The 22,840-nt window shown below is 64.6% G+C and carries 17 protein-coding genes; 6 read left to right on the top strand and 11 right to left on the bottom strand.

Annotated features, from left to right (window positions below):
* The first annotated feature begins 83 nt into the window (after positions 1 to 83).
* Positions 84 to 626, top strand: coding sequence for a gamma carbonic anhydrase family protein (locus IEX85_RS03545; protein WP_188858377.1), 543 nt, complete (start codon positions 84 to 86; stop codon positions 624 to 626).
* A gap of 19 nt (positions 627 to 645) precedes the next feature.
* Here IEX85_RS03545 and IEX85_RS03540 read toward each other — a convergent pair whose 3' ends face one another.
* From IEX85_RS03540 to IEX85_RS03490, 11 genes are all read right to left on the bottom strand, one after another.
* Positions 646 to 1,635: an NADP-dependent oxidoreductase gene (locus IEX85_RS03540; protein WP_188858375.1), complete on the bottom strand. Its 990-nt coding sequence runs from the start codon at positions 1,633 to 1,635 to the stop codon at positions 646 to 648.
* Between the two features lie 204 nt (positions 1,636 to 1,839).
* Positions 1,840 to 3,594 carry a diguanylate cyclase gene (locus tag IEX85_RS03535; protein ID WP_229721780.1) on the bottom strand — a complete coding sequence of 585 codons (1,755 nt, stop codon included), beginning with the start codon at positions 3,592 to 3,594 and terminating at the stop codon, positions 1,840 to 1,842.
* Between the two features lie 158 nt (positions 3,595 to 3,752).
* The gene (locus tag IEX85_RS03530) at positions 3,753 to 5,837 is read right to left on the bottom strand and encodes a patatin-like phospholipase family protein (protein WP_229721779.1); all 2,085 of its coding nucleotides are present in this window, start codon (positions 5,835 to 5,837) and stop codon (positions 3,753 to 3,755) included.
* Positions 5,834 to 8,155 (bottom strand): c-type cytochrome, encoded by a 2,322-nt coding sequence (locus IEX85_RS03525; protein WP_188858371.1) that lies wholly within the window; start codon positions 8,153 to 8,155, stop codon positions 5,834 to 5,836. Before IEX85_RS03525 ends, IEX85_RS03530 begins: the two co-directional genes overlap by 4 nt.
* A 38-nt stretch (positions 8,156 to 8,193) precedes the next feature.
* The gene (locus IEX85_RS03520; RefSeq protein WP_229721778.1) at positions 8,194 to 9,789 is read right to left on the bottom strand and encodes a di-heme-cytochrome C peroxidase; all 1,596 of its coding nucleotides are present in this window, start codon (positions 9,787 to 9,789) and stop codon (positions 8,194 to 8,196) included.
* Positions 9,790 to 9,811: 22 nt separating this feature from the next.
* Positions 9,812 to 12,187 carry a Lon protease family protein gene (locus IEX85_RS03515; protein ID WP_188858369.1) on the bottom strand — a complete coding sequence of 792 codons (2,376 nt, stop codon included), beginning with the start codon at positions 12,185 to 12,187 and terminating at the stop codon, positions 9,812 to 9,814.
* 169 nt (positions 12,188 to 12,356) lie between these two features.
* Positions 12,357 to 13,181, bottom strand: a complete 825-nt coding sequence (aroE, locus tag IEX85_RS03510; RefSeq protein ID WP_188858368.1) for a shikimate dehydrogenase — start codon at positions 13,179 to 13,181, stop codon at positions 12,357 to 12,359.
* The gene (gene hemF, locus IEX85_RS03505; protein WP_188858366.1) at positions 13,182 to 14,099 is read right to left on the bottom strand and encodes an oxygen-dependent coproporphyrinogen oxidase; all 918 of its coding nucleotides are present in this window, start codon (positions 14,097 to 14,099) and stop codon (positions 13,182 to 13,184) included.
* Positions 14,100 to 14,238: 139 nt separating this feature from the next.
* The gene (gene tsaC, locus IEX85_RS03500) at positions 14,239 to 14,796 is read right to left on the bottom strand and encodes an L-threonylcarbamoyladenylate synthase type 1 TsaC (RefSeq protein ID WP_188858364.1); all 558 of its coding nucleotides are present in this window, start codon (positions 14,794 to 14,796) and stop codon (positions 14,239 to 14,241) included.
* A gap of 29 nt (positions 14,797 to 14,825) precedes the next feature.
* A complete protein-coding gene (dprA, locus tag IEX85_RS03495; RefSeq protein ID WP_188858362.1) occupies positions 14,826 to 15,932 on the bottom strand; it encodes a DNA-processing protein DprA in 1,107 nt (368 codons plus the stop codon).
* A 9-nt stretch (positions 15,933 to 15,941) separates the two neighbouring features.
* Complete coding sequence (locus tag IEX85_RS03490; RefSeq protein ID WP_188858360.1) at positions 15,942 to 16,979, bottom strand: LysM peptidoglycan-binding domain-containing protein; 1,038 nt, start codon at positions 16,977 to 16,979, stop codon at positions 15,942 to 15,944.
* A gap of 151 nt (positions 16,980 to 17,130) precedes the next feature.
* Here IEX85_RS03490 and def point away from each other — a divergent pair, with 151 nt between their 5' ends.
* The 5 genes from def (at position 17,131) to IEX85_RS03465 (ending at position 22,808) form a co-directional block, all read left to right on the top strand.
* Positions 17,131 to 17,646, top strand: a complete 516-nt coding sequence (def, locus tag IEX85_RS03485; RefSeq protein ID WP_188858358.1) for a peptide deformylase — start codon at positions 17,131 to 17,133, stop codon at positions 17,644 to 17,646.
* Between the two features lie 70 nt (positions 17,647 to 17,716).
* Positions 17,717 to 18,670: a methionyl-tRNA formyltransferase gene (gene fmt / locus IEX85_RS03480; RefSeq protein WP_188858356.1), complete on the top strand. Its 954-nt coding sequence runs from the start codon at positions 17,717 to 17,719 to the stop codon at positions 18,668 to 18,670.
* A complete protein-coding gene (gene rsmB, locus IEX85_RS03475) occupies positions 18,667 to 19,971 on the top strand; it encodes a 16S rRNA (cytosine(967)-C(5))-methyltransferase RsmB (protein ID WP_188858355.1) in 1,305 nt (434 codons plus the stop codon). The genes fmt and rsmB overlap by 4 nt, the downstream gene beginning before the upstream one ends.
* The gene (gene trkA, locus IEX85_RS03470; protein ID WP_188858353.1) at positions 19,968 to 21,344 is read left to right on the top strand and encodes a Trk system potassium transporter TrkA; all 1,377 of its coding nucleotides are present in this window, start codon (positions 19,968 to 19,970) and stop codon (positions 21,342 to 21,344) included. The genes rsmB and trkA overlap by 4 nt, the downstream gene beginning before the upstream one ends.
* A gap of 15 nt (positions 21,345 to 21,359) precedes the next feature.
* Complete coding sequence (locus tag IEX85_RS03465; protein ID WP_188858352.1) at positions 21,360 to 22,808, top strand: TrkH family potassium uptake protein; 1,449 nt, start codon at positions 21,360 to 21,362, stop codon at positions 22,806 to 22,808.
* The last annotated feature ends 32 nt before the right edge of the window (positions 22,809 to 22,840 follow it).

Here is a 22,840-nt window from a genome sequence, read left to right as displayed (position 1 = left end):
GGCTCTCCTGTGGGCCAGGGGTAATGACAAGACATGCATTATACAATGGGGCAACGCAACCGGAATTCAACAGGACGACCGCGATGAAGATAAGATCCTACCAGGGCAAAACCCCGCAACTTGGCGAGCGGGTATTCGTCGACCCGAGCGCCGTGGTGCTTGGCGACGTCGAGATCGGCGACGACTCGTCCGTGTGGCCGCTGGTGGTGATCCGCGGCGATATGCACCGCATCCGCATCGGCCACTCCAGCAGCATCCAGGACGGTTCGGTGCTGCATATCACCCACGCAGGTCCCTACAACCCCGACGGTTTTCCGCTTACCATCGGTAACGAAGTGACCGTCGGCCACCAGGCAATGCTGCACGGCTGTACCATCGGCGACCGGGTGCTGATCGGCATGGGCAGCATGGTCATGGACGGCGCCGTGATCGAGTCGGACGTGGTGCTGGGCGCCGGCAGCCTGGTGCCGCCGGGCAAGACGCTGGAAAGCGGCCACCTGTACGTCGGGCGGCCGGCGAAGCAGGTGCGGGCACTGACCGAGAAGGAGATGTCGTTCTTCGGCTACACCGCCGGCAACTACGTCAGGCTAAAGGACAAGCACCTGCAGGAACCGTACAGCCGGTAACGACTCCTGCAGTCAGGTTTCAGATCCTGACCAGCAGCTTGCCGGTATTGTCGCCCCGGAACAGCATCGACAGGCCGTCAATCGCGCTGTCCAGGCCTTCCAGCACCTGGGTGCGGAAGCGCAGCTGTCCGTTCTGGAGATAGCCGGCCAGCGCTTCGGTCGCCTCCTGGGCCTTGTCCTGGTGGTCGACCACCACGAAACCCTCGACCCGCAGCGCCTTGAGGTTGATGTCGACCCAGCTCGGACCCGGGGTCGGCTGATCGCGGTTGTATTCTGAAATCATGCCACAGACCACGATACGCCCGAACCGGTTCATGCGCTCGAACACCAGCGGCTGAATGACGCCACCGGTGTTTTCATAGTACAGATCGATGCCGTTCGGGCAGGCTTCGTCCAGCTGACCGCCAAGATTGTCAGACTTGTAGTTGATCGCCTTGTCGAAGCCAAGCTCCTCTTCGAGCCAGCGACACTTCTCGTCACTGCCGGCGATGCCGACCACACGCATGCCTTCCGCCTTCGCGATCTGACCCACCAGCGACCCGACGGATCCCGCGGCACCACTGACGACCAGGGTTTCGCCGGCCTTGGGGCGGCCGATCCTGATCAGACCGACGTAGGCGGTGAGGCCGGTCATGTAGAAGACCGACAGCAGCGCTTCGGGGTCGATCGCGGGATCCACGACCTGCATATCCGCATTGCCGAGCACGTATTCCGCCCATCCCGTGATGCCGATCACCCTGGCGCCTGCCGGGTAGTCCGGGTTGCGCGACTCCACCACTTCGCCGACACCATAGGAGCGCATCACTTCACCGACCTGAACCGGCTCGATATAGCTGTCTTCGCGCTCCTGCAGCCAGGTCCGCATGGCGGGGTCCAGCGACATGTGCGTCTGCCGGACGAGGAACTGCCCCTCCTCCAGCACCGGGCGCGGCAGCTCGACGGTCGCGAAAATGTCCGGCGTGAGGTCTCCGCTCGGCCGCTTGATCAGTTGAATAGCCTTGTAGCTCATGGAACACCCTCGTAGTTGTGGTGACAGCACGGCTCGGCAGAAAGGGACCCGCCGGGCGGCGAAATATTGACCGGATTATGCCAACGGGCCCGACAGCGTAATAGACCGCTGTCGCAAACTATCAAGCAACTGGCGTGAAGTGTGGTAAGTCCAGCCGGGGCGAGAAGGGGCACGCCGGCCCCCGAACCTACAGCGGCGCGGGTCTCAGCGACCGGAACCCGCAGGCGCCTCGAAAGTGCGCAAGGGCGCCGAGGTTGCATCACCCTCGCGCTTGGACTCGCAGTCACGGTAGCCCACAACGCGGTTGCGCCCGCCGTCCTTGGCGGTATAGAGAGCGAAGTCCGCGGCAATGAACAGATCCTGCGGGTTGCCGAACACGCCCGGCGCCTTGGTGGCGTGCCCGATACTGACGCTGAGCTTGAAGGTTTCGGCCGTAGACGCCTCCACCTCGCGGCGAATCCGCTCCGCCACCACCTGAACCTGCGACTCGCTGGTGTTCGGCAGAATCACCACGAATTCCTCGCCGCCGTAGCGACAGGGCATGTTGGGTTTGCGCACCGAGGTTGCCAGCACCTGAGCGACCGCTTTCAGGGCCTGGTCGCCCCGTGCATGTCCGAAACGGTCGTTGAACTGCTTGAAGTGATCGATATCCAGCACCAGCAGTGACAGGGGACGTTTGCGCCGGCGTGCCCGGTAGAACTCCTTCGCCACCTGATCGTTGAAATAGCGGCGGTTGTGCAGCTGGGTCAGAGCGTCGAGGTAGCCGCGGTCGCGCAGCTCGCCGATACGTGATCCGACCGCCAGACTCAGCAGCACCATCTCGATCAGCGAGCCGATCTGGAAGGCGTTCTGGGTGTAAACGTTGTGGGGCAGCAAACCGAAGGTTTTCAGCATGTACGCGAGTACCCCGGATAGCAGCGCCGTAAAGGCGACCATGTAATAACGCGCCGGTCGCGAACCCCGCCACAGCGCCAGAACCCCCATCAGCAGCATGTGCAGACAGATCAGCGCGGTCGCAAACGACATCGGCACGATCAAAGTGCGGTATTCAACGAAAGGCGTCAGGGCAAACGCCAGCACCATGCTCACCTCCAGCAGCCGGGCGATGCGGTCGGCGAGCGGCGCCAGCGATTCCGTCGTCAGAATCGTGCGGGTGAAGCGAATGCAGCCGAGCAGCGAAAGCGCCAGCAGCAACAGCAGGCTCTGATTGGCCAGCCAGGCGTTTCCGGGCCAGAGATACTGGAAGCTCAGCCCGTTGTGCACGGACATATAGAGACCGTAGCTGAGCACGTACAGCAGGTATTCCAGGAAAGCCCGCTCGCGTACGGTCAGGAACATGATGAGGTTGTACACCAGCAGCACGATGAAGCCGCCGTAATAGATCCCCATGGCCAGGTATTCGTGGGTGATCAGATCGAACAGGTTGGTGGTGTCGTGGGCGAAAAGTCCGATATTGACCGGCCCCGCGCTCTCGAAACGCAGGTAGAAGGTGCTTTCGCTGCCGGCCGGCAGCTCAACCGGAAACAGGAAGGTACGGTTGTTGATCGGCCGGGAGTCGAACGGCAGCCGGTCGCCGGTTGTCACCCGCTGCCACAGGCCCGATTCGTCCCGGCTCCAGAAGTCAACGTGGTCGATCAGCGGGTAGTCCTGCCGAATCACCACGCTCAGCGGCCTTTGCGAGGGGTTTGCCAGCCGGAAACGCACCCACCAGGCCGAGTCGCTGAAGCCGAAGTTGGGAGCGCGCTCGCCGAGCGCATGAAACGCCTGCGCCTGCCCGGGCTTCGAGACATCCTCGAAACGCAGGCGACCACCGGTATCCTCGAGCAGTTCCAGCCAGGGGTCCAGCTTGACGCGCTCGATACCGCGCATGTCCAGCGCGCCGGTTGCGCTTTCAGCCTGCCCGGCAGCCAGGCTCAGCCCCGGCACCAGGGCCGACAGCAGCAACAGAACGCTGAGCAAGGCGCGATACGGTTTTATTGTGCTTTTCGCGGGGTTTGTCGACACCTGTTCCCTAGCCGCAGGGCGGCTCTCCATGCTTTGACGCCAAAACTGTCCCTGTACGGCGTTTTGTATCGTGTGACAGACACCATCCGTGGTATCTGCAGGTTCAGTCTCGATCAGCCCTGCAACGGCGCCGTTACCGGCGGCCTGCCGACGCGCTCGTCGCTGTGCCGGCGCTGGAACAGCTGCTCGATGCCGGCGGCATCCGCGATCACGCCCGCCATCACCTCGAGACCCAGCTGGCGGTAACAGTCGAACTGCATCTCGTCGAAGAACTGGTCGGTCGTGGTCTGGTTGGGGAAGTCGGGGTTGGCGCGCCAGTACGCATAGATATCGGCGCTGAGGTCCTCGCTCAGCGACGCCTTGACGTACAGGACTTCGCCCATGCTGCCGTCGGCATAGCGCACCCGGCCGAAGCGGATGGCCCGGCGCAGCGGGCTGTCCGGGGCATGCAGCGACTCCACCTCGAGTTCGATCTGGGCGCCGAAGTCGGCGCGCGCACGCTGCACGGCACGCCCGAGGTCGAACAGCGTCGTGTTCGGGTCGGCGCCGGCATCGCAGACAATGATGTAGCGACAGCGACGCCGTACCAGCTCATACAGCCCCAGGTTCTCGAAGTGGCCACCGTCCGAGAGGTGAACGTCGGGTTCGGTCTCGGCCAGCCCGCGACCGGACATTTCCCTGAACATGTAGCGGTACCAGCCGGGCAACCAGTTGCTCCGGCGCTCGCTCGCCGGATTGCGGGTCCAGTAGCCGAGCCGCAGGTTGAGCAGCGTCATCAGCAGGCTCAGCGCCCTCGAACTGGTGGCATAGGTATTGGGGTCCACGGCGGCGCCGGACACCGCGAAGGCCGTCGACAGGCTGAGATTGCCGTCGAGCCAGTCGCGACACAGGCGAAAGCCGGTGGCCGAAGAGCCGCAGTAGAGCGGACTGAGAAACAGCGACTCGCCGCGGCGGCTGCGCAGTCTTTCCTGCTTCGAGCTGCTGGTATTCAGGGTGGTGTTGATCAGGTGCAGCGGCGCTCCGGTATCGGGGTCGAGATCCGCCAGGCGGAAGTGCAGCGGATCGGCCATATCGCCGCCGGCCGCGACCACCGGCAGATAGGCATTGGCCAGCCGGCCGCGGTAATAGCTGTGCAGCGAAAGCGCATTGATATTGCAGACCAGCGCCAGCAGCAGCGAGATACCGAGCCAGATGTAGTAGGCCCCGGAGCCGACCAGGGCGGTGTGGGCGCTGAGATGATAAAGCAGCGTCAGCAGGCTGTAACACAGCAGCGAGACTCCGAGCACGGCGAAGGTGCCGGAGCGGGCACGGGAGGCCCGAATCGACATGATGCCGGTCAGCATCGGCAGCAGATAGGTCAGGTGGCGACTCAGGCCCGCCGCCCCCCTGTGATCGAAATAGTGCAGCACCGACTCTTCCAGCCCCGTGAGCACCGGCAGCAGACCGACGCCCAGCGCAGCCGTCGCCGCAGCCAGCAGCGAGCCCATCAGGGTCCGCAGCCGGTTGATGGGCAGCCGGCGCTCCAGTGCCGGCGACGAGCTGAGCGCGAAGGCAAGCATGGCCGCCAGATAGAGTCCGAGCAGCAACGGTGCCGACAGCAGCAGCAGACGGAAGCCGTCGTGTCCCCTGATCGTCTCTGCGCCGGGCAGGTGCAGCCAGGCCGGCCAGGCGCTGCCCAGCCAGTTGGCGCTCATCAGCGCCACCAGCCCGAGCAGCAATGGCAGCAGTACCACCAGGTTGAGCAGGGTACCCGCCAGCATGGCGCCCCCCAGGGTCCAGCCGGAAAAGCCGCGGCCATTGATAAGGTAATTGCCGCGGGCCCGCAGCCAGTCCAGCACCGTTCCCTCGCCGCTGGCCAGCTCCACGCCGCCGAGATCACGGCGCTCGCTCATCGGCAACTGATGCCTGAGCCAGCTCAGGCAGGAGGCGATGTAGCCGCCCCCGGACACGGAGGACAGATAGTCGACCTGGGGCAGCAGGCCCGAGCGTGACAGCGCCTGCAGAATGCCGAGGTTGAAGGTTGCCGAGCGGATACCGCCGCCCGATAGCGCCAGGCCGACCAAAGGTGCGTCCTCCGCCCGGCTGCCGTTCGCCCGGCGGCGACGCCCGATCCAGTCCCGCTCATGCCGCAACACCTCGTCGAAGTCGCGCGTATAGCGTTGCGGTTGCGCCGCCCCGACGCCCGTCAAGTCGTTCATTGCGTGCCGTCCGAGAGTCCGCAGTCCGACGCGCGGTAGTCTGCAGGTGTCGCCGGTCCGTCACGGTGGATCTTGAGATATTCGATCAGCGCCAGTCGCTGATGGTGGCTCAGCAGCGGGCCTATGACCCCGCGCGGCATCGGATTGGCACCGGGATCCGCCTGATGCCGCTCCCAGAGCACCGGATCGGCCACAAAGGCGTGACCGCCGTTGCCATTGCCCGCGTCCCGGGTATCGAACCAGAAGCCGCGCTCTTCGCCGGTGGCGTCGCGGTCGCTGATCACCAGGTAGCCCAGGCGCTCGGGGTCGTACTGCCGCGATCCCACCAGAAAGCGGCGGTCGCGACTGTCGGGCGGCGACAGCAGCTGATAGATGGTCGGCACCGAACCGTTGTGCAGGAACGGGGGGGTTGCCCAGACACCCGCGAGCGGCCGCGGCTTGTAACCTTCGATCTGCTGCGGCAGATCCAGGGTACCGAAGCCCTCGATACACTGCTGCTGCTCGAAGCCGATATTGTGATCCCTGAAATAACGGTTCTTGATCAGGATACCGGTCACATTGAGCGCCTCGCCCTCGCTCAGCCGGCTGACGTCGAGCGCCGCCAGCGTTGCCGCGGCATGCTCGGCGCCATGCTGCAGATTCCACAACAGCGCCTGCGTCTGGCAGGACAGATCACAGTCCAGCGGGTCCGGCGGGGGCGTGGCGGCGTCGGGAACCGGCGGCAGCGGCTCGGCCTGGGCCTCCAGGGCCGCCCGAATACTGTCGAACTGCGCCTGCGGCAGCCGGCCATCCGCGGACTCGGCCGGATAGCTCGCCAGCAGCGACGGCAGATCACCCAGCGGCAGCTGCGCGACGGCACGCCAGCGCACCACTTCAGCGAGACGGTAACGCACTTCTCGCGTCAGCTGGCGATGCAGCAGTGGGCGCAGCGCCTGATCGATATCCTCGTTGTCGAGCCCGGTGGCGCGCAGATCGTAGCGGCGCTCGAGGAAACCCTGCGCCGCCGCAGGGTCGGTACCGATATGCGACGTCGGGATCACCTCGATGCGCCACTCCATGCCCGGGAACGGCTTCAGCGGCGCATAGGCCTGCTGTCGCGCAGCGCCGGCGACATGAGGACCATGGCAGCCCTGGCAATGCTCGACGAACAACTCGCGGCCGGTGGTCGCCAGCCCGCGGTCGACAGGGCCGAGAATGTCCTCGGGCCAGGCCGGCGGCTGCAGACGCTGCAGCGTCCCTTCGATTTTGACCAGCTCCGGCACCCGCACCGAACTGCGAAAACGCTCCGGCTCCGGCAGCGGTGCGCCGGTATCGCTGAGCAGCGGGATACGGGCACCCACCCCCAGCGCTTCGCCGATATTGCGGGCCAGCGGCTGCGCAACCGAACCGTTGTACTGCACCCAGTCGAATTTCCAGATATTCCACAGATAGGGATAGCTCACCGGCGCCGAGCCGACCTGAAGATTGTCGCTGACCAGATGATCGCCGAACACGGTGTTGCCGATACGACCCAGAGCATCGGTACGACCGTAGCCTTCCTCGACAGGGTAGAAGTGCGCGATCGGGTTGTTCTGCGGGTCACTGACGAAGTGGCGCAGCGAGGTCCAGAGATTGCGCCGCAGGGTACCCTTGGCGGCGGGATAGCGGGTACCGAGCACATCGCGGGCGAACTGATCGAACTTGAACGGATTCACCGCCGTCCAGGCCAGCGACGCCAGCAGCATGGGAGCGAACTGGCCGCGACTGCTGTCGGTCAGCGCGTGCATCGCCTGACCGCCGTCGACACGCAGCCCGAAGGTCCTGCCGCCACGGCTGAAGTGCAACTCGCCGTTGTGACAGGCGGCACAGCTGATATCCAGCACTTCCTCACCGATCGCAGTGTCGAAATGCCGGCTGAAGCCGACCGGCAGCAGATCCGGGTTTTGCGGCGTCGGTGCCGGATCGACCAGGAAGCGGTAGCGACGCAGATGTTCCGGATCGGCGAAGCGCTGATCGGAGAACGGCAGACGCAGGTGGACGAACCAGTCATAGCGCAGGGCGCCGCGGCTGGCGCCCTGGGGCATGGAGGTGCCCTGCGGGGTGTAGTAGTAGAGCTCGCGATCGGCCTGACTCCAGCCCTGATCGAGGTAGACCAGTTCGTCGACCGGCTCCGGCGGCGGCACCGTCGCCACCGGCCAGAGCACGAACCAGGCGAAGGCGCCAAACGCCAGGACAGCCAGCAGCACCATCAGGCCCAGCACGCGCTTGAGCAGCCAGCCAAACGCCAGCCAGAGGCGCGCGCCCAGGCCCAGCGACGCCATGTTTCTTGTTCTTCTCATGTCCTTTCCATTCAATCGGTTGAGCCGGGAAGGCCGGCTCAGAGGCTCTTGAGGTATTCGATCAGCGCGTAGCGATCCTCATCGCCAAGCCCGGTGCCGTAGCGGTGACCGCCGTTGCCGTTACCCGCAAGCCGGGTATCGAAAAGACTGTCGCCACCGCTGACGCCCACCTTATGCGGATCCAGCTCCCGGCTACCGAGCCGGAAGCGGTCCGGTCGCTGCTCCGGCGGCAGCAACAGATCGTACAGGGTCGGTACCGAGCCGTTGTGCAGAAACGGAGCGGTGGCCCAGACGCCGCTGAGCGGCCGTGCCTTGTAGAACTCGGGACTGTCACTGACCGTGGCACTGTACACGGCGTGATAGTCCTCCAGTGTTACACGCACCGCATCCAGCGGATGGCGCAGGGTCGCGCCGATGGCGGCGTGAATCACCAGATCGACGGTACGGGCCTGCTGGCCGAAACGCTCCCCGGCCAGCACCATCTTGTGACGACCCTCCAGCTCTCCGGTGGCGGCGGTGGCATCGACGAAGTGACGCGCCATGCGGTCATCGGTACCGATCTCCGCCAGCGGCACCAGGGTGGCACGCAGCTCCCGGTGTGGCTGTCCGCGCTCGCTCAGCGCGTGGCAGCGAGCGCAGTTGTCACGGTAAAGCGCCTCGCCGCGATCACGCTTCGCCGGATCCAGTGCCCCCAGCACCTCCTGCGGCCAGCGTGGCGCCTCGAGCCCGTAGAAATGCGCCTGCAGCGCACCGAGATTCTCCAGTTCCACCGAACTCGGATAGCCGGCAGCGCCGGAATGCGACCGAAGATCGGCACTGCCGTAGACCGCCAGCGCGGTGGTGACATTCTGCACCAGCGGACCCGGCGCCTTATTGGGGGCCGAGCCGTTCCACTGCACCAGATCCAGGTGTGGCGCGCCCCAGAGGAACGGAAAACTGACCGGGGCGTCTGCCGGGCGGGCATTTTCGGGGATGCCGAGCAGTTCGACGGCGACGGTATTGAAGATCTGGCCGAAAGCGTCGAGACGCCCGGGGCCATAGGGGGTATCCGACCGGTTCATCGCCTGCCGTTGCCTGAGGTAGTCCAGGCGCTTTTCCATCTGCTCCCGCAGCCGGCCGCTGTCGGCCGGCTGAATGCGCGTCAGGAAACGGGCGAACTTGCGTTCGTCCGCCAGCGTCGCGCTCAGGGATTCGGTCAGGGCCAGTTCCAGACCGCTGTAATCGATCAGGGCCTGACCCCCTTCGATCAACAACGACTGGTCGCCATAGCGCAGTTCGCCGGTATGGCAGGCGGCGCAGGTGAGGCCGGCCCAAACCTCGCCCTGATCGTCGGTCGTGCGGCTGAAGCCGATGGGCAGGGCGTCAGGATTGCCGGGACCTGAGTCCGACGGGATGAAACCCAGTCGCGCCAGGGACGCATCGCTGCGCAGCAGTTCGGAACTGTCGGCCAGCTCCAGCGCCAACAGCCAGGCGTAGGGCAGGACCCGGGAGCCGAAACCGAGATGATGAACCTCGTCCCGGGTCTCCTGCTGCCAGCCCTGTTCGAGCTGGACAGCCCCGGTGGCGGCCTGTCCGGCCGCAGAAGACAGCAGTACCGCAAAGCCGAGCCCGAGGCTCCTGCGTCGTAATATCATATTGATTGTCCGTCCCTGGCCGTCAGGCCTTGGCCTTGGCGATTTCGCGCAGGCGCTTGGTCACCGCATGATTGACGCTGCGCTGGGTGAAGGTGCCGTCGTCTTTGAGATGGCCGGCGTTGCGCCCGGTCAGGATCTCCAGGCACTGATCGACGGTCTCGACGGCATAGATATGGAACTGCCCGTCGCGCACCGCGTCCATGACCTCTTTCTTCAGCATCAGGTTGCGCACGTTGGCCTTCGGGATGACCGCGCCCTGGTGACCGTTGAGGCCCCGGGTGGTGCACAGCTTGAAGAAGCCCTCGATCTTCTCGTTGACGCCGCCGATCGCCTGCACTTCGCCGTACTGGTTGATGGAGCCCGTAATCGCATATTGCTGACGGATCGGAATATGGGTCAGGGCCGAGATCAGCGTACAGATTTCGGCCAGCGAGGCGCTGTCGCCATCGACATAGCCGTAGGACTGCTCCAGCGCGATGCTGGCCGAGAGCGTCAGTGGAAAGTCCTGGGTGTACTTGTGGCCGAGATAGCCGGACAGGATCAGCACGCCCTTGGAGTGGATAGGCTGCCCCAGCGTGACCTCGCGCTCGATATCGATGATGCCCTTGGTGCCCGGATGCACCGTGGCGGTGATACGGGCCGGCGTGCCGAAGGCAACATCGCCCACCTGCAGCACGGTCAGGCCATTGCACTTGCCGACCGCGTCGCCGTCGCTGTCGATCAGGACCGTTTCGTTGAGGATGCTGTCGAGTATCTTCTGCGCCAGCCGTCCGGTGCGCTTTTCCTTGGCGTCCAGCGCCATTTCCACATGGTGGTCGTTGATCAGCTCATCGCCGGATTTGACGCGTTTATAATCGGCCTCGCAGAGCAGATCCACCAGCTCGCCGATATGCGCCGACAGCAGTTCCTGGTCCTCCGCCAGCCGCGAGCTGTGCTCGACCAGCCGGGCCACCGCCCGCCGGGTCAGGGGCGCCAGCCCCTCCTCGTCGGCGAGGGTCTTCATCAGCCGCGCGTAGTTGCGGATCGACGCGGGGCGGCGCTCGACGTCCTCGTCGAAGTCGACCACCACACGGAACATCTTTTCGAAATCCTGATCCAGCTCCTGCAGCAGGTAGTACATGTCGCGGCCACCGATCAGCACCACCTTGACGTTGAGCGGAATCGGCTGCGGGCTCAGCGTGATGGTACTGATCCCGGTGTACTCGCTGACCGGGTTCTCGATACGGATCTCATGCGCCTTGAGCGCCCGCTTCAGCGCGCCGTAAACATAGGGCTGCTCCAGCAGTTTTTCCGCCTCCAGCACCAGATAGCCGCCGTTGGCGCGGTGCAGCGCACCGGGACGGATCAGGGTGAAGTTGGTGACCATCGCCCCCATTTCGGAGTTGTATTCGATGCGCCCGAACAGGTTCTCGTAGTTCGGGTGGCTTTCGTGCACCACCGGCGAGCCCTTGGTTTTGCCGTTGTCGACCAGCAGATTGACGCCGTAGCTCTCCTCCATGTAACTGCGGCGGGCGGCATCGGTCTTGGTTTCCAGCGGGCTGTCCTCGCCGACGATATCACCGGAGTTGCGCACCAGCGTGACCTCGAGCCGGGTCAGATACTCGGGCACGCCGCTGATATTGGCGTACTTTTCCTTCAGCGTCTGGATCAGCGGCGATACCGCGTGGTGGGCGGTTTCACGGTCGAGCCGACGTAGCTGTTCGGCGGCTTCGCGACGCCACTTGGGCAGCTCGGTGAGACTGTCATTGAGGTAGTCCTCGAGCTCGCTGATAGCGTGGCCGAAATTGTCCCGTACTTCCTCCGGCAGCTGCGAGAAGGCGGCTTCATCCATGGCCTGGCCGTCGGCCACCGGGGTAAATCCGATGGAGCCGGCGTCGCGGTAAAGGGCGATGCTGTGATCGCGGGCGCGGCGCTCGACATCGTCGATCGCCTGTTCGTAGCGGCGGTTGAAGTCGCGCTCGATGCGGCTCTTCTGACGCTGGTAGCCGGGGTTTTCGAAGGCCGCCGGCAGTTCCGTGAGTACCGCCTCGATCATGCGACCGATATCCTTGCGGAACTGGCCGGCCTTGCCGGCCGGAAATTCCAGCGCCAGCGGATAGCGGGAGTCGGACAGGTTATTGAGGTAGCACCAGTCCTTGGGCTTGTTGCGCTCCTTCTTGGCGATATTGCGCAGGCTTTCCATCGCGAAGGAAAAACGGCCGGTGTGAGGGTTGCCCATCACGAAGAGGTTGTAACCCGGCCGGCGCATGCCGATGCCGAACTCCATGGCTTCGATGGCCCTTTCCTGACCGAAGAAACCGGAAAAGGGCTCCAGCGTCTCGGTGGTCCTGAACGGCAGCAAGTCGGCTTCGCAGGTGCGGTACAGGGCTTCCGGGGGTAACGGCTTCAGCTTATCCATGCATGACAGCTCCGTCAGATGCTATTGACGCGCTCAGCCGGCGGGAGCCCTGACACCAACAGCTGACAGAGCTGCTACTCCACTGGGCAGTTTTCCCTTTTATACCTGCCCACAGGGGCCCCATGCAAGGCGAAAAAAGGCGCTTGTCCGCGCCTTTATCTTCGATCAATCAAGCAGTTAATGCCTCACGCACCTGCCTCGCAACGGTCCCGGTTTCGGGCCTTGTCCCGCGCCAGATGGCAAATGACTCGGCCGCCTGCTCGACCAGCATGCCCAGACCGTCGAGCACCACCGACGCCCCCTGCGCCCGCGCCCAGTCGCAAAACGGCGTGCTCTCGGCCGCATACATCATGTCATAGCACCAGGCGCCGTTTTCCAGCAGCCCCGACGGCAGGGGAGGCAGCTCGCCGGCGAGACTGGCTGCGGTACCGTTGATCACCAGATCGAAAACCTGACCGTCGAGATCGTCGAAGCCGCAGCCGCGTACCGGACCCAGGTGTTCGAACAGGCACGCCAGCTCCTCGGCACGGGCGACCGTGCGATTGGCGATTACCAGCGTCTCGGGCCGCTGCTCGAGCAGCGGCTGCAGCACGCCCCGCACCGCGCCGCCGGCGCCAAGCACCAGCACCCGCTTGCCGCGAATCATGCCGCCGTGGTTCTCGACGATGTCCCTCACCATGCCGACGCCGTCGGTATTGTCACCGCACAGGCGGCCCTGGGCATCGCGATAAAGGGTATTGACCGCTCCGGCCAGCTCGGCCGCGGGCGTACGCCACTGTGCCGCCGCCCAGGCCTGCTGCTTGAACGGAACCGTGATATTCAGTCCCTTGCCGCCATGATCGAAGAAATCGGCAACCGCGATCTCGAAACCTTCCTGCGGCACCAGCACCGCATCGTAGGTCAGTGGCTGGCCGGTCTGCTGCGCGAAGGCGCGGTGAATCAGGGGCGACTTGCTGTGCCCGATGGGATTTCCGAATACCGCATAGCGATCCATTCAGGCACCCTCCAGCCAGTCGCGGGGCTTCAGGTAGATATCGTAGAGCTCGGCTTCCCGGCTGCCGGGTTCCGGCTGCCAGTCGTAGCTCCAGCGGACTTCCGGCGGCAGCGACATCAGGATCGATTCGGTTCGACCGCCGGACTGCAGTCCGAACAGGGTCCCGCGGTCATAGACCAGATTGAATTCGACGTAGCGGCCGCGCCGGTGGAGCTGAAAATCGCGTTCGCGCTCACCGTATTCGTCGTCGCGACGGCGTTCGACGATCGGCACGTAAGCCTTGAGGAAGGCGTCGCCGACCGAGCGCATCAGCGCAAAGCTCTGGTCGAAGCCCGCTTCGTTGAAGTCGTCGAAGAACAGGCCACCGACTCCGCGGGGTTCGTTGCGGTGCTTGAGGTGGAAATAGTCGTCGCACCAGCTCTTGAAGCGGGGATAGATGTCGGCGCCGAAGGGGTCGCAGGCCGCCTTTGCGATCTGGTGCCAGTGCCTGCAGTCCTCTTCGTTGCCGTAGTAGGGCGTCAGATCGAAGCCTCCGCCGAACCACCAGACCGGGTCCTCGCCGTCCTTTTCGGCGATGAAGAAACGGACGTTGGCGTGGGAGGTCGGCACATAGGGGTTGTGGGGATGCAGCACCAGCGATACGCCCATGGCCTGAAAGCTGCGCCCGGCCAGCTCCGGGCGGTGCGCCGTGGCGGAGCCCGGAAGCTGCTCGCCGTGGACATGGGAAAAATTGACGCCGCCTTTTTCGAACAGGGCGCCATCCGCGATCACCCTGGTACGGCCACCGCCGCCGCCTTCACGGGTCCACTGGTCGGTTCTGAAACGCTCGGCGCCGTCGAGCAGCTCGAGCGTGTTGCAGATCCGGTCCTGCAATTCCAGCAGGTAGGCCTTCACCGCCTGAATATCGGGTTGAGTCATCCGGTCACCAACAGATTGAATGTTCGCCAAGTATTGAGTGAACAGTAAGCGAGCGGTAAACAGTGGACAGTTAACAGTAAAAACATCTGGCAGCCACTGTTAACTCAACACTGTCAACTCTCTACTGTTTGCTCAACGCTCACTTTCGTATAAATCGATTACTGCCTAGATCCCGTATCTGTGTCGGGCGCGCAAGCCCGCCGAGCCGGCCCGGCAGAATATAGTCGAGCCCGGAGCCGAAGTAGGTGCTCACTCTCAGCTTGGAGCGTGCCGGTGAAGCCGTGCTCGGGTTGGCCGATGTCGAGACAATGGGGCCGCCGTAAGCCTCGCACAGCGCCCGCACTCCCGGGTGGTCGCTGATACGGACCGCAACGCTGTCGTGACGCCCCTTGACCCAGCCGGGGACCCAGTCCGCCGTATCCGGCAGCAACCAGGTTACGGGACCGGGCCAGCTCTCGGCCAGCTGTCGCCGCTGTTCGCCGCTGAGCCCGTCCAGCAACGGCTGAATCTGCGCCATCTCCGCCGCCACCAGGATCAGCCCCTTGTGCTCGGGCCTGCGCTTGAGGCGCAACAGGCGCCGCACCGCCGTTTCATCGAAGGGGTCGCACCCCAGTCCCCAGACCGCTTCCGTAGGGTACGCGATGACGCCACCGTTCTGAAGCGCCCGTACCGCCTGATTCAGATGCCAGAAATTCATATAGTGTCACGAGCCACAGGCGCCCGCCCTTACCGGCGCAGATAGCCGCCGGCCACGGGCTCGATCGCGCCCTTGAGTTCCAGAGAAACCAGCAGCGGCATCAGCTCCGGCGCCGATAGCCCGGTGAGTACCACCAGCTGGTCAATACCGGCGACATCATACCCCATTTTATCGAGCAAGTTGGCCTCCGGCTCTGACAGGCCCTGGGGCAGCGGCGCCGGCGTTTCCGCTGGCAGATAGCTGCCGAGCAACGGCCCCAGCTGCTCGATCACGTGCGCCACCGTTTCCACCAGCACCGCGCCTTCGCGGATCAGCCGGTGACAGCCATGAGCCGCGGGGTTCTGAATCGATCCGGGGATCGCGAAGACCTCGCGCCCCTGCTCGAGCGCCATCCGGGCCGTGATCAGCGAGCCGCTGCGGGGCGCCGCCTCGACCACCAGCACGCCGGCACTCAGGCCGCTGATGATGCGGTTGCGACGGGGAAAGTTGCCCGGCAGGGGGGCGGTACCCGGCAGGCACTCCGAGACCCAGGCACCGCCGGTATCGAGGATCGTCTGGGCCAGTTTGCGGTGACGGCGCGGGTAGACCCTATCCAGCCCGGTGCCGAACACCGCCACCGTGGCCGCACCGCGATCCACCGCCGCCTGGTGCGCCGCGCCGTCGATACCCAGCGCCAGACCGCTGGTGATCACCAGCCCCGCTTCGCTCAGCGCACGGGCAAAGGCGTAGGCATTGGCGGCGCCGGCACGGCTGGCATGGCGACTGCCGACCAGCGCCAGCTGCGGCATCGCCAGGCAACCGGCATCACCGCGCACGAACAGCAGCGGGGGCGGATCGGGAATCTGCCACAGCAGGGCGGGGTAGTCCTCGGCATCGGGGCACAGACAACGCGCCGCACCGGAATCCAGCCATTCCAGGCAGCGCTCGAGGCGCTCGGCAGGTTCGCCACGGCCGGCAGCCAGAGCATCCAGTGCTCGCACCGTATCGACGCGGGCACCGCTAAGCGACAGCGCTTCGCTGTCGGCATCGAGTAGTCGGGAGGGCGGGACCTGCGCCGCTGCAAGCCGTTTCAGTCCTACAGCGCCGATTCCCGGCAGGAGGCTTGCAGCGATCCAGTCCCTTGGATCGCTGCTCATGGTAAGAAATCAGAGTCCGGGTTCGTAAACCTTGTCGCCGACCGACATGACGTTGGTGGCGTTCAGTACCAGGCCGTAGCTGACCTTGTCGAAGACCTTGAACAGCATCATCAGGCCTGCATGCTCTTCCGGCAGCGAGACCAGCTCTCCGGTGACAGGGTCACGCACCTGCTCGCCGGCACGGTAAATCGACATCACATTGCCGGGTTCGACGTTGTTGCGCGCGCCGACGTTGACCGCCACGGCGTTGAACTGCCCGATCTTGGCGACACCGCCGAGCACCGAAAGAATCTGGCCTTCGGTACCGGCCGGCACCGGTGCCGGCTGGAACAGCGACTGGATACGGCTTTCCTCGATCGGCAGGACCCTGTCCAGAACCCGCACTTCCTCGCGGGTCTTCTTCAGATCCAGCGTCAGGATGTCATCCTTGCGGGCCGGGATTTCGGTGTCGGCGATCTTCAGCATTTCGTAGCCGAGGAACTCGCCGCTGTGCGGGTCTCGATATTCGCGGGAAGCGCGGTAGATCGCCTGCAGCGGCTCTTCCGACTGCAGCTGACCGCGGGCGTAAACACGGTCGCCGGCACCGGCGATGATGCTGTCGTTGCGACCACCGACGACGTAAGGAGCGGCCTTCAGCAGATCCTCGTCGGCGACCAGGTGATCGCTCAGAAACGCGATGATGTCCTTGAGCGGAATCGCCGGGATGGCGTCTTCGAGCGGATAAACGCGCGCCCGTGGACTGAGCCGAACCGTGCCGGGCTTGAGCGACAGCCTCGGCTGACCATCGACCCAGGTCAGATAGATGATGTCACCGGGGTAGATCAGGTGGGGGTTGAATATCTGCGGGTTTACTTCCCAGACACTCGGCCATTGCCAGGGATGGGCCAGAAAGCGCCCGGAAATGTCCCAGAGAGTATCGCCCTTGACGACCACGTATTGAGATGGATGGTTCTCCCGCAGCTGAATGACGTCACCACGCACCTCCGCCTTGGCGACCGAGACAGTGAGAAGCAGACAGGTCAGCAGTCCGCACAGCAGTTTCTTCATACCCAGTTCCCTTGATTTGTCTGCCTCAGCGCCTACAACCGAGCGTTCCAAGGCCTACGGCGCAATGCATTGAGCGATGATATCAGTATAATAGGCTGATAGTTGAATTTCGCCATTCATGGCGCACTTTGCAACCCTGTAAACGGACCCCATGGCAAAACTTACCATTCTCGAATTCCCCGACCCGCGTCTGCGCACCGTCGCCGAGCCGGTCGAGCAGGTCACTGACGAAATCCGCCAGCTGATCGACGATATGTTCGAAACCATGTACGACGCCCCCGGCATCGGCCTGGCGGCGACTCAGGTCAACGTTCATCTTCGTGTGATCACCATCGACCTCTCCGAGGATCGCAGCGAGCCGCTGGTACTGATCAACCCCGAATACGAGGTGCTGGATCAGGAGCTCGAGCAGATGCAGGAAGGCTGCCTCTCGGTGCCCGGATTCTACGAGAACGTCACAAGACCCAACCATATCCGGGTCAAGACTCTGGACCGCGACGGCAAGGCGCTCGAATTCGAGGCCCAGGATCTGCTGGCGGTCTGCATCCAGCACGAGATCGATCATCTCGACGGCAAGCTGTTCGTCGACTATCTCTCCACGCTCAAGCGCAACCGTATTCGCGGCAAGCTGGAGAAGAAGCACCGCCTCGAACAGCAGGCGGTCTGAACGGCCATCCGTACCGTAACATCAACAGGTCTGCTCCGCGCAGGCCTGTTTTTCGATGGGAGCTCCACCAATGCCCGAGCCGCTGAACATCGTCTTCGCCGGCACCCCCGATTTCGCCGCCGCCAGCCTGCAGGCACTGCTCGACAGCCCGCACCGCGTCATCGCCGTTTACACCCAGCCGGACCGTCCGGCCGGCCGTGGCCGCAAGCTGACCCCAAGCCCGGTCAAGACGCTGGCGCTGGAGCACGGCATCGAGGTGCGCCAGCCGCAGTCGCTGAAGGATCCGGAGGCCCAGGCCGAGCTGGCGGCGCTCGAACCCGACCTGATGGTGGTGGTGGCCTACGGTCTGTTGCTGCCAAAGGCGGTGCTGGAAATCCCGCGCCTGGGATGCATCAACGTGCATGCCTCGCTGCTGCCGCGCTGGCGCGGCGCGGCGCCGATTCACCGTGCGGTACTGGCCGGTGACGCCGAAACCGGCGTCACCATCATGCAGATGGACGAAGGGCTCGACACCGGCGACATGCTGCTCAAGGCCCGCTGCGACATCGGCGCCCAGGAGTCCAGCGGCGAACTGCACGACCGCCTGGCGGTCATCGGCGCCGCAGCGCTGAGCGACAGCCTCGAAGGTATCGCCGCCGGCACCATCCGGCGTGAACCGCAGGACGACAGCCTGGCGACCTATGCCCACAAGCTGGAAAAGCAGGAAGGCGAACTGGACTGGCGGCAGCCGGCGAAGGCGCTGGCGCAGCAGGTGAGGGGACTGAGCCCCTGGCCGGTGGCGTTCACCCGTCTCGGCGGCGACAACCTGCGGGTCTGGGGCGCCACAGCGCTGGACGGGACCTGCGATGACCCTCCGGGCACCATCGTTGCCGCCGACCGGGACGGCATCCAGGTCGCCTGCGGCGAGGGCGTGCTGAGTCTGACCCGGGTGCAGCTACCGGGCGGCAAGGCGCTCGACGCCGCGGCGATGCTCAACGCCCGCCGCGACACCTTCGCCATCGGCACACGGCTGGGCGGCGCATGAACCTGCGCGCCCTTGCCGCTAAGACCCTGGCACCGCTGCTGCAGCACCGCGGCTCCCTCAATGCCTCCCTGCCGGCGACACTGGCGCAGTGCGAACCGCGCGACCGCGCGCTGCTGCAGCAGCTGTGCTACGGCACGCTGCGCTATGAACCGAAGCTCTCGTGCATAGCCGAGCAACTGCTGAAGAAGCCCTTCCGGGAGCGCGACAGCGACGTCCGCGCCCTGGTGCTGATCGGTCTTTATCAGCTCGACCAGACCCGGGTCGCACCGCACGCGGCGATCAGTGAAACCGTCGCCGCCACCGAAGCGCTGGACAAGTCCTGGGCCCGGGGCCTGGTCAATGCGGTGCTGCGCAATTTTCAGCGCCGGCGCGACGAGCTGCTGACAGCGCTGGCCGACGACGAAACCTTTAGCTACAACCACCCGCAGTGGCTGATCGAGAAGCTGCGTCACAACTGGCCGCAGGACTGGCAGCAGATCCTGGCGGCCAATGACGAGCCGGCGCCGATGACGCTGCGCGTCAATCTCGCCAGGCTGTCCCGTCAGGACTACCTGGAGCAGCTGGCGCAAGGCGGAATCGAAGCCCACCCGGGGGCCCACTCAGCGGCGGCGGTCTATCTCGCCGAGCCCTGCGATGTCGGCCGGCTGCCGGGCTTTGCGGAGGGGCTCGCCAGCGTGCAGGACGAAGCCGCTCAGCTGGCGGCCGAGCTGCTGCAGCCGGCGCCCGGCGAGCGGGTGCTGGATGCCTGCGCCGCACCGGGCGGCAAGCTGTGCCACCTGCTCGAACTCGAGCCCGGACTGGCGGCGGTGGATGCAGTTGAAATCGACGCCGGCCGCGCCGAACGCATCCGCGAGAACCTGGCACGCCTCGGCCTCGACTGCCAGCTTCACATCGCCGACGCCGCAAGCCGCGACTGGTGGGACGGACAGCCCTACGACCGCATTCTGCTGGACGCCCCCTGCAGCGCTTCCGGGGTCATTCGCCGCCATCCCGACATCAAATACCTGCGCCGCAGCGAAGACCTGAAAACGCTGGCGCAACTGCAGCTGGCCATACTGGAAAACTGCTGGGCGATGCTGCGCCCGGGCGGCAGGCTGCTGTACGCCACCTGCTCGATCTTTCCGCAGGAGAACGAACGCGTGCTGGCCCGCTTTCTCAAAGCGAACCCGGCGGCGTCCGAACGACCGCTGGACGTCGCCTGGGGCCAGGCCCGGCCCGTGGGACGCCAGCTGTTTCCGCAACCGGGCGCACAGGACGGTTTCTACTACGCTGTGCTGGAAAAGGACAGGGAACAGCCATGAAAATCATCCTGCTGGGCGCCGGCCAGGTAGGCGGCACCGTCGCCGAACATCTGGCTATCGAAGCCAACGACATCACCATCGTCGACTCCGACCCCGGACGCCTGCGCGAACTGCAGGACCGGCTGGATATCCGCACCATCGAGGGCAAGGCATCCTACCCCAGCGTGCTAGAGCGCGCCGGCGCCCAGGACGCCGACCTGCTGATCGCCGTCACCAACAGCGACGAAGTCAACATGATCGGCTGCCAGCTGGCGCACACGCTGTTCAACGTGCCGACCAAGATCGCCCGCGTGCGCGAGCACGACTACCTGCGCAAGGGCGGCGAGATCTTCAAGAATCAGGCAATACCGGTCGACGTGCTGATCAGCCCCGAGCTGCTGGTGACACGGCATATCCAGCGCCTGCTGCAGCACCCCGGCGCGCTGCAGGTACTGGATTTCGCCGAAGGCCAGGCGCAGCTGGTCGCGGTCAAGGCCTACTACGGCGGACCGCTGGTCGGCCGGGAGATTTCCTACCTGCGCGCGCACATGCCCGCGGTCGATACCCGGGTCGCGGCGATCTTCCGCCAGGACAGGCCCATCATCCCGCAGGGCAATACCGTGATCGAGGCGGACGACGAAGTGTTTTTCATCGCCGCCCGGCGCGATATCCGCGCGGTGATGAGCGAGCTGCGCCGGCTCGACAACCCCTACAAGCGCATCATCATCGCCGGCGGCGGCAATATCGGCGCCCGCCTGGCCGCCAGCATCGAGAGCCAGTTCCAGGTCAAGATCATCGAGCGCAATATCCAGCGCTGCAACCTGCTGGCCAAGACGCTGGACAAGACCATCGTGCTGCACGGCAGCGTGTCCGATCGCGACCTGCTGGTCGAGGAAAACATCGAGGACACCGATGTCTTCCTCGCCCTGACCAACGACGACGAGGCCAACATCATGGCCTCGATGCTGGCCAAGCGGCTCGGTGCCCGTACCGTGATGACACTGATCAACAACCCCGCCTACGTCGATCTGGTGCAGGGCGGGGTGATCGATATCGCGATCTCGCCGCAGCAGACCACCATCAGCTCGCTGCTGACCCACGTCCGGCGCGGCGACGTAGCTGCGGTGCACTCGCTGCGGCGCGGTGCCGCCGAAGCGCTGGAAGCGGTGGCCCACGGCGACAAGCGCAGCTCCAAGGTGGTGGGGCGCGCGATCGAGGAAATCGACCTGCCGCCGGGAACCACCATCGGTGCCATCATACGCAACGACGAGGTACTGATCGCCCACGACGACGTGGTGATCGAAAACGGCGACCACGTCATCCTGTTCCTGGTGGACAAACGCCGAATCCGAGAGGTCGAGCGGCTGTTCCAGGTAGGCCTCGCTTTCTTCTGATCAGACGGACCTGCAATGCGCTATCGGGTAATACTGAAAATTCTCGGCATCCTGCTGATGCTGTTCAGCCTGACGATGCTGCCGTCGCTGCTGATCTCCCACCTCTACGAGGACGGTGCGCATTACGCCTTCCTGACCGGCTTCACCATCACCCTGCTCACCGGCATCGCAATGTGGCTGCCGGTCTACCGGGTGCATCAGGATCTGCGCACCCGTGATGGCTTTCTGATCACGGTTCTGTTCTGGACGGTGCTCGGCATTTTCGGTGCGGTACCGCTGATGCTGTCGGACGATCCGCACCTGCGGGTGGTCGACGCCGTGTTCGAGTCGATTTCCGGACTGACCACGACCGGCGCCACGGTGATGACCGGCATCGACGCCCTGCCGCCCTCGATACTGTTCTACCGCCAGCAGCTGCAGTGGCTCGGAGGCATGGGAATCATCGTTCTGGCGGTGGCGATACTGCCGATGCTCGGCATCGGTGGCATGCAGCTGTACCGCGCCGAAACCCCCGGCCCGGTCAAGGACTCCAAGCTGACGCCGCGCATTACCGAAACCGCCAAGGCGCTCTGGTACATCTACCTGTCGCTGACAATCGCCTGCGCGCTCGGGTACTGGCTCGCCGGCATGACGCCGTTCGACGCCATCGCCCACAGCTTCTCGACCGTTGCCATCGGCGGCTTCTCGACCCACGATGAAAGCATCGGTTATTTCGACAGCCCGACGATCGAGGCCATCTGCATCTTTTTCATGGTGGTATCCGGGATCAATTTCGGCCTGCACTACTTTTCCTGGCGGGCGCACTCGCTGCTGCACTACTTCCAGGATCCGGAGTTTCGTTTCTACCTCGGTATGCTGGTGGTGGTTACGCTGATTTCATTGTTCGTGCTGGTACTGACCAACACCTACCAGCCGGACGAGGCATTGCGCCGGTCCGCCTTCATGGTCGTTTCCATTGCCACCACCACCGGATTCGCCACCGCCGATTTCGCGCACTGGCCGGTGATGCTGCCGTTCATGCTGTTCGTGATGGCCTTCGTCGGCGGCTGCGCGGCATCGACCGGCGGCGGCATGAAAGTCATCCGCATCCTGCTGATCCTCAAGCAGGGCTATCGCGAGATCAAACGGCTGGTTCACCCCAATGCCATCTTCCCGGTGAAACTCGGCAACAAGCCGATTTCGGACCGGGTGCTGGAAGCGGTCTGGGGGTTCTTCTCGGTCTACATGATCGTTTTCGTACTGATGCTGGTGGCGCTGCTGGGCACCGGGCTCGACCAGGTCACCGCCTGGTCCGCGGTCGGCGCCACGCTCAACAATCTGGGGCCTGGCCTTGGCGGCGTCTCGACACATTTCGCCAACCTCAACGACACCGCCAAGTGGATTCTCTGCTTCGCGATGCTGCTGGGCCGGCTCGAGGTCTTTACCCTGCTGGTACTCTTCACGCCGATCTTCTGGCGGCGTTGAGGAAAAGGTGACGAGTTACGAGTGAAAGGCTA

The organism is Marinobacterium nitratireducens, from assembly GCF_014645375.1.
Lineage (GTDB): Bacteria > Pseudomonadota > Gammaproteobacteria > Pseudomonadales > Balneatricaceae > Marinobacterium_A > Marinobacterium_A nitratireducens.
This window is presented reverse-complemented; position numbering and strand designations above follow the sequence as displayed.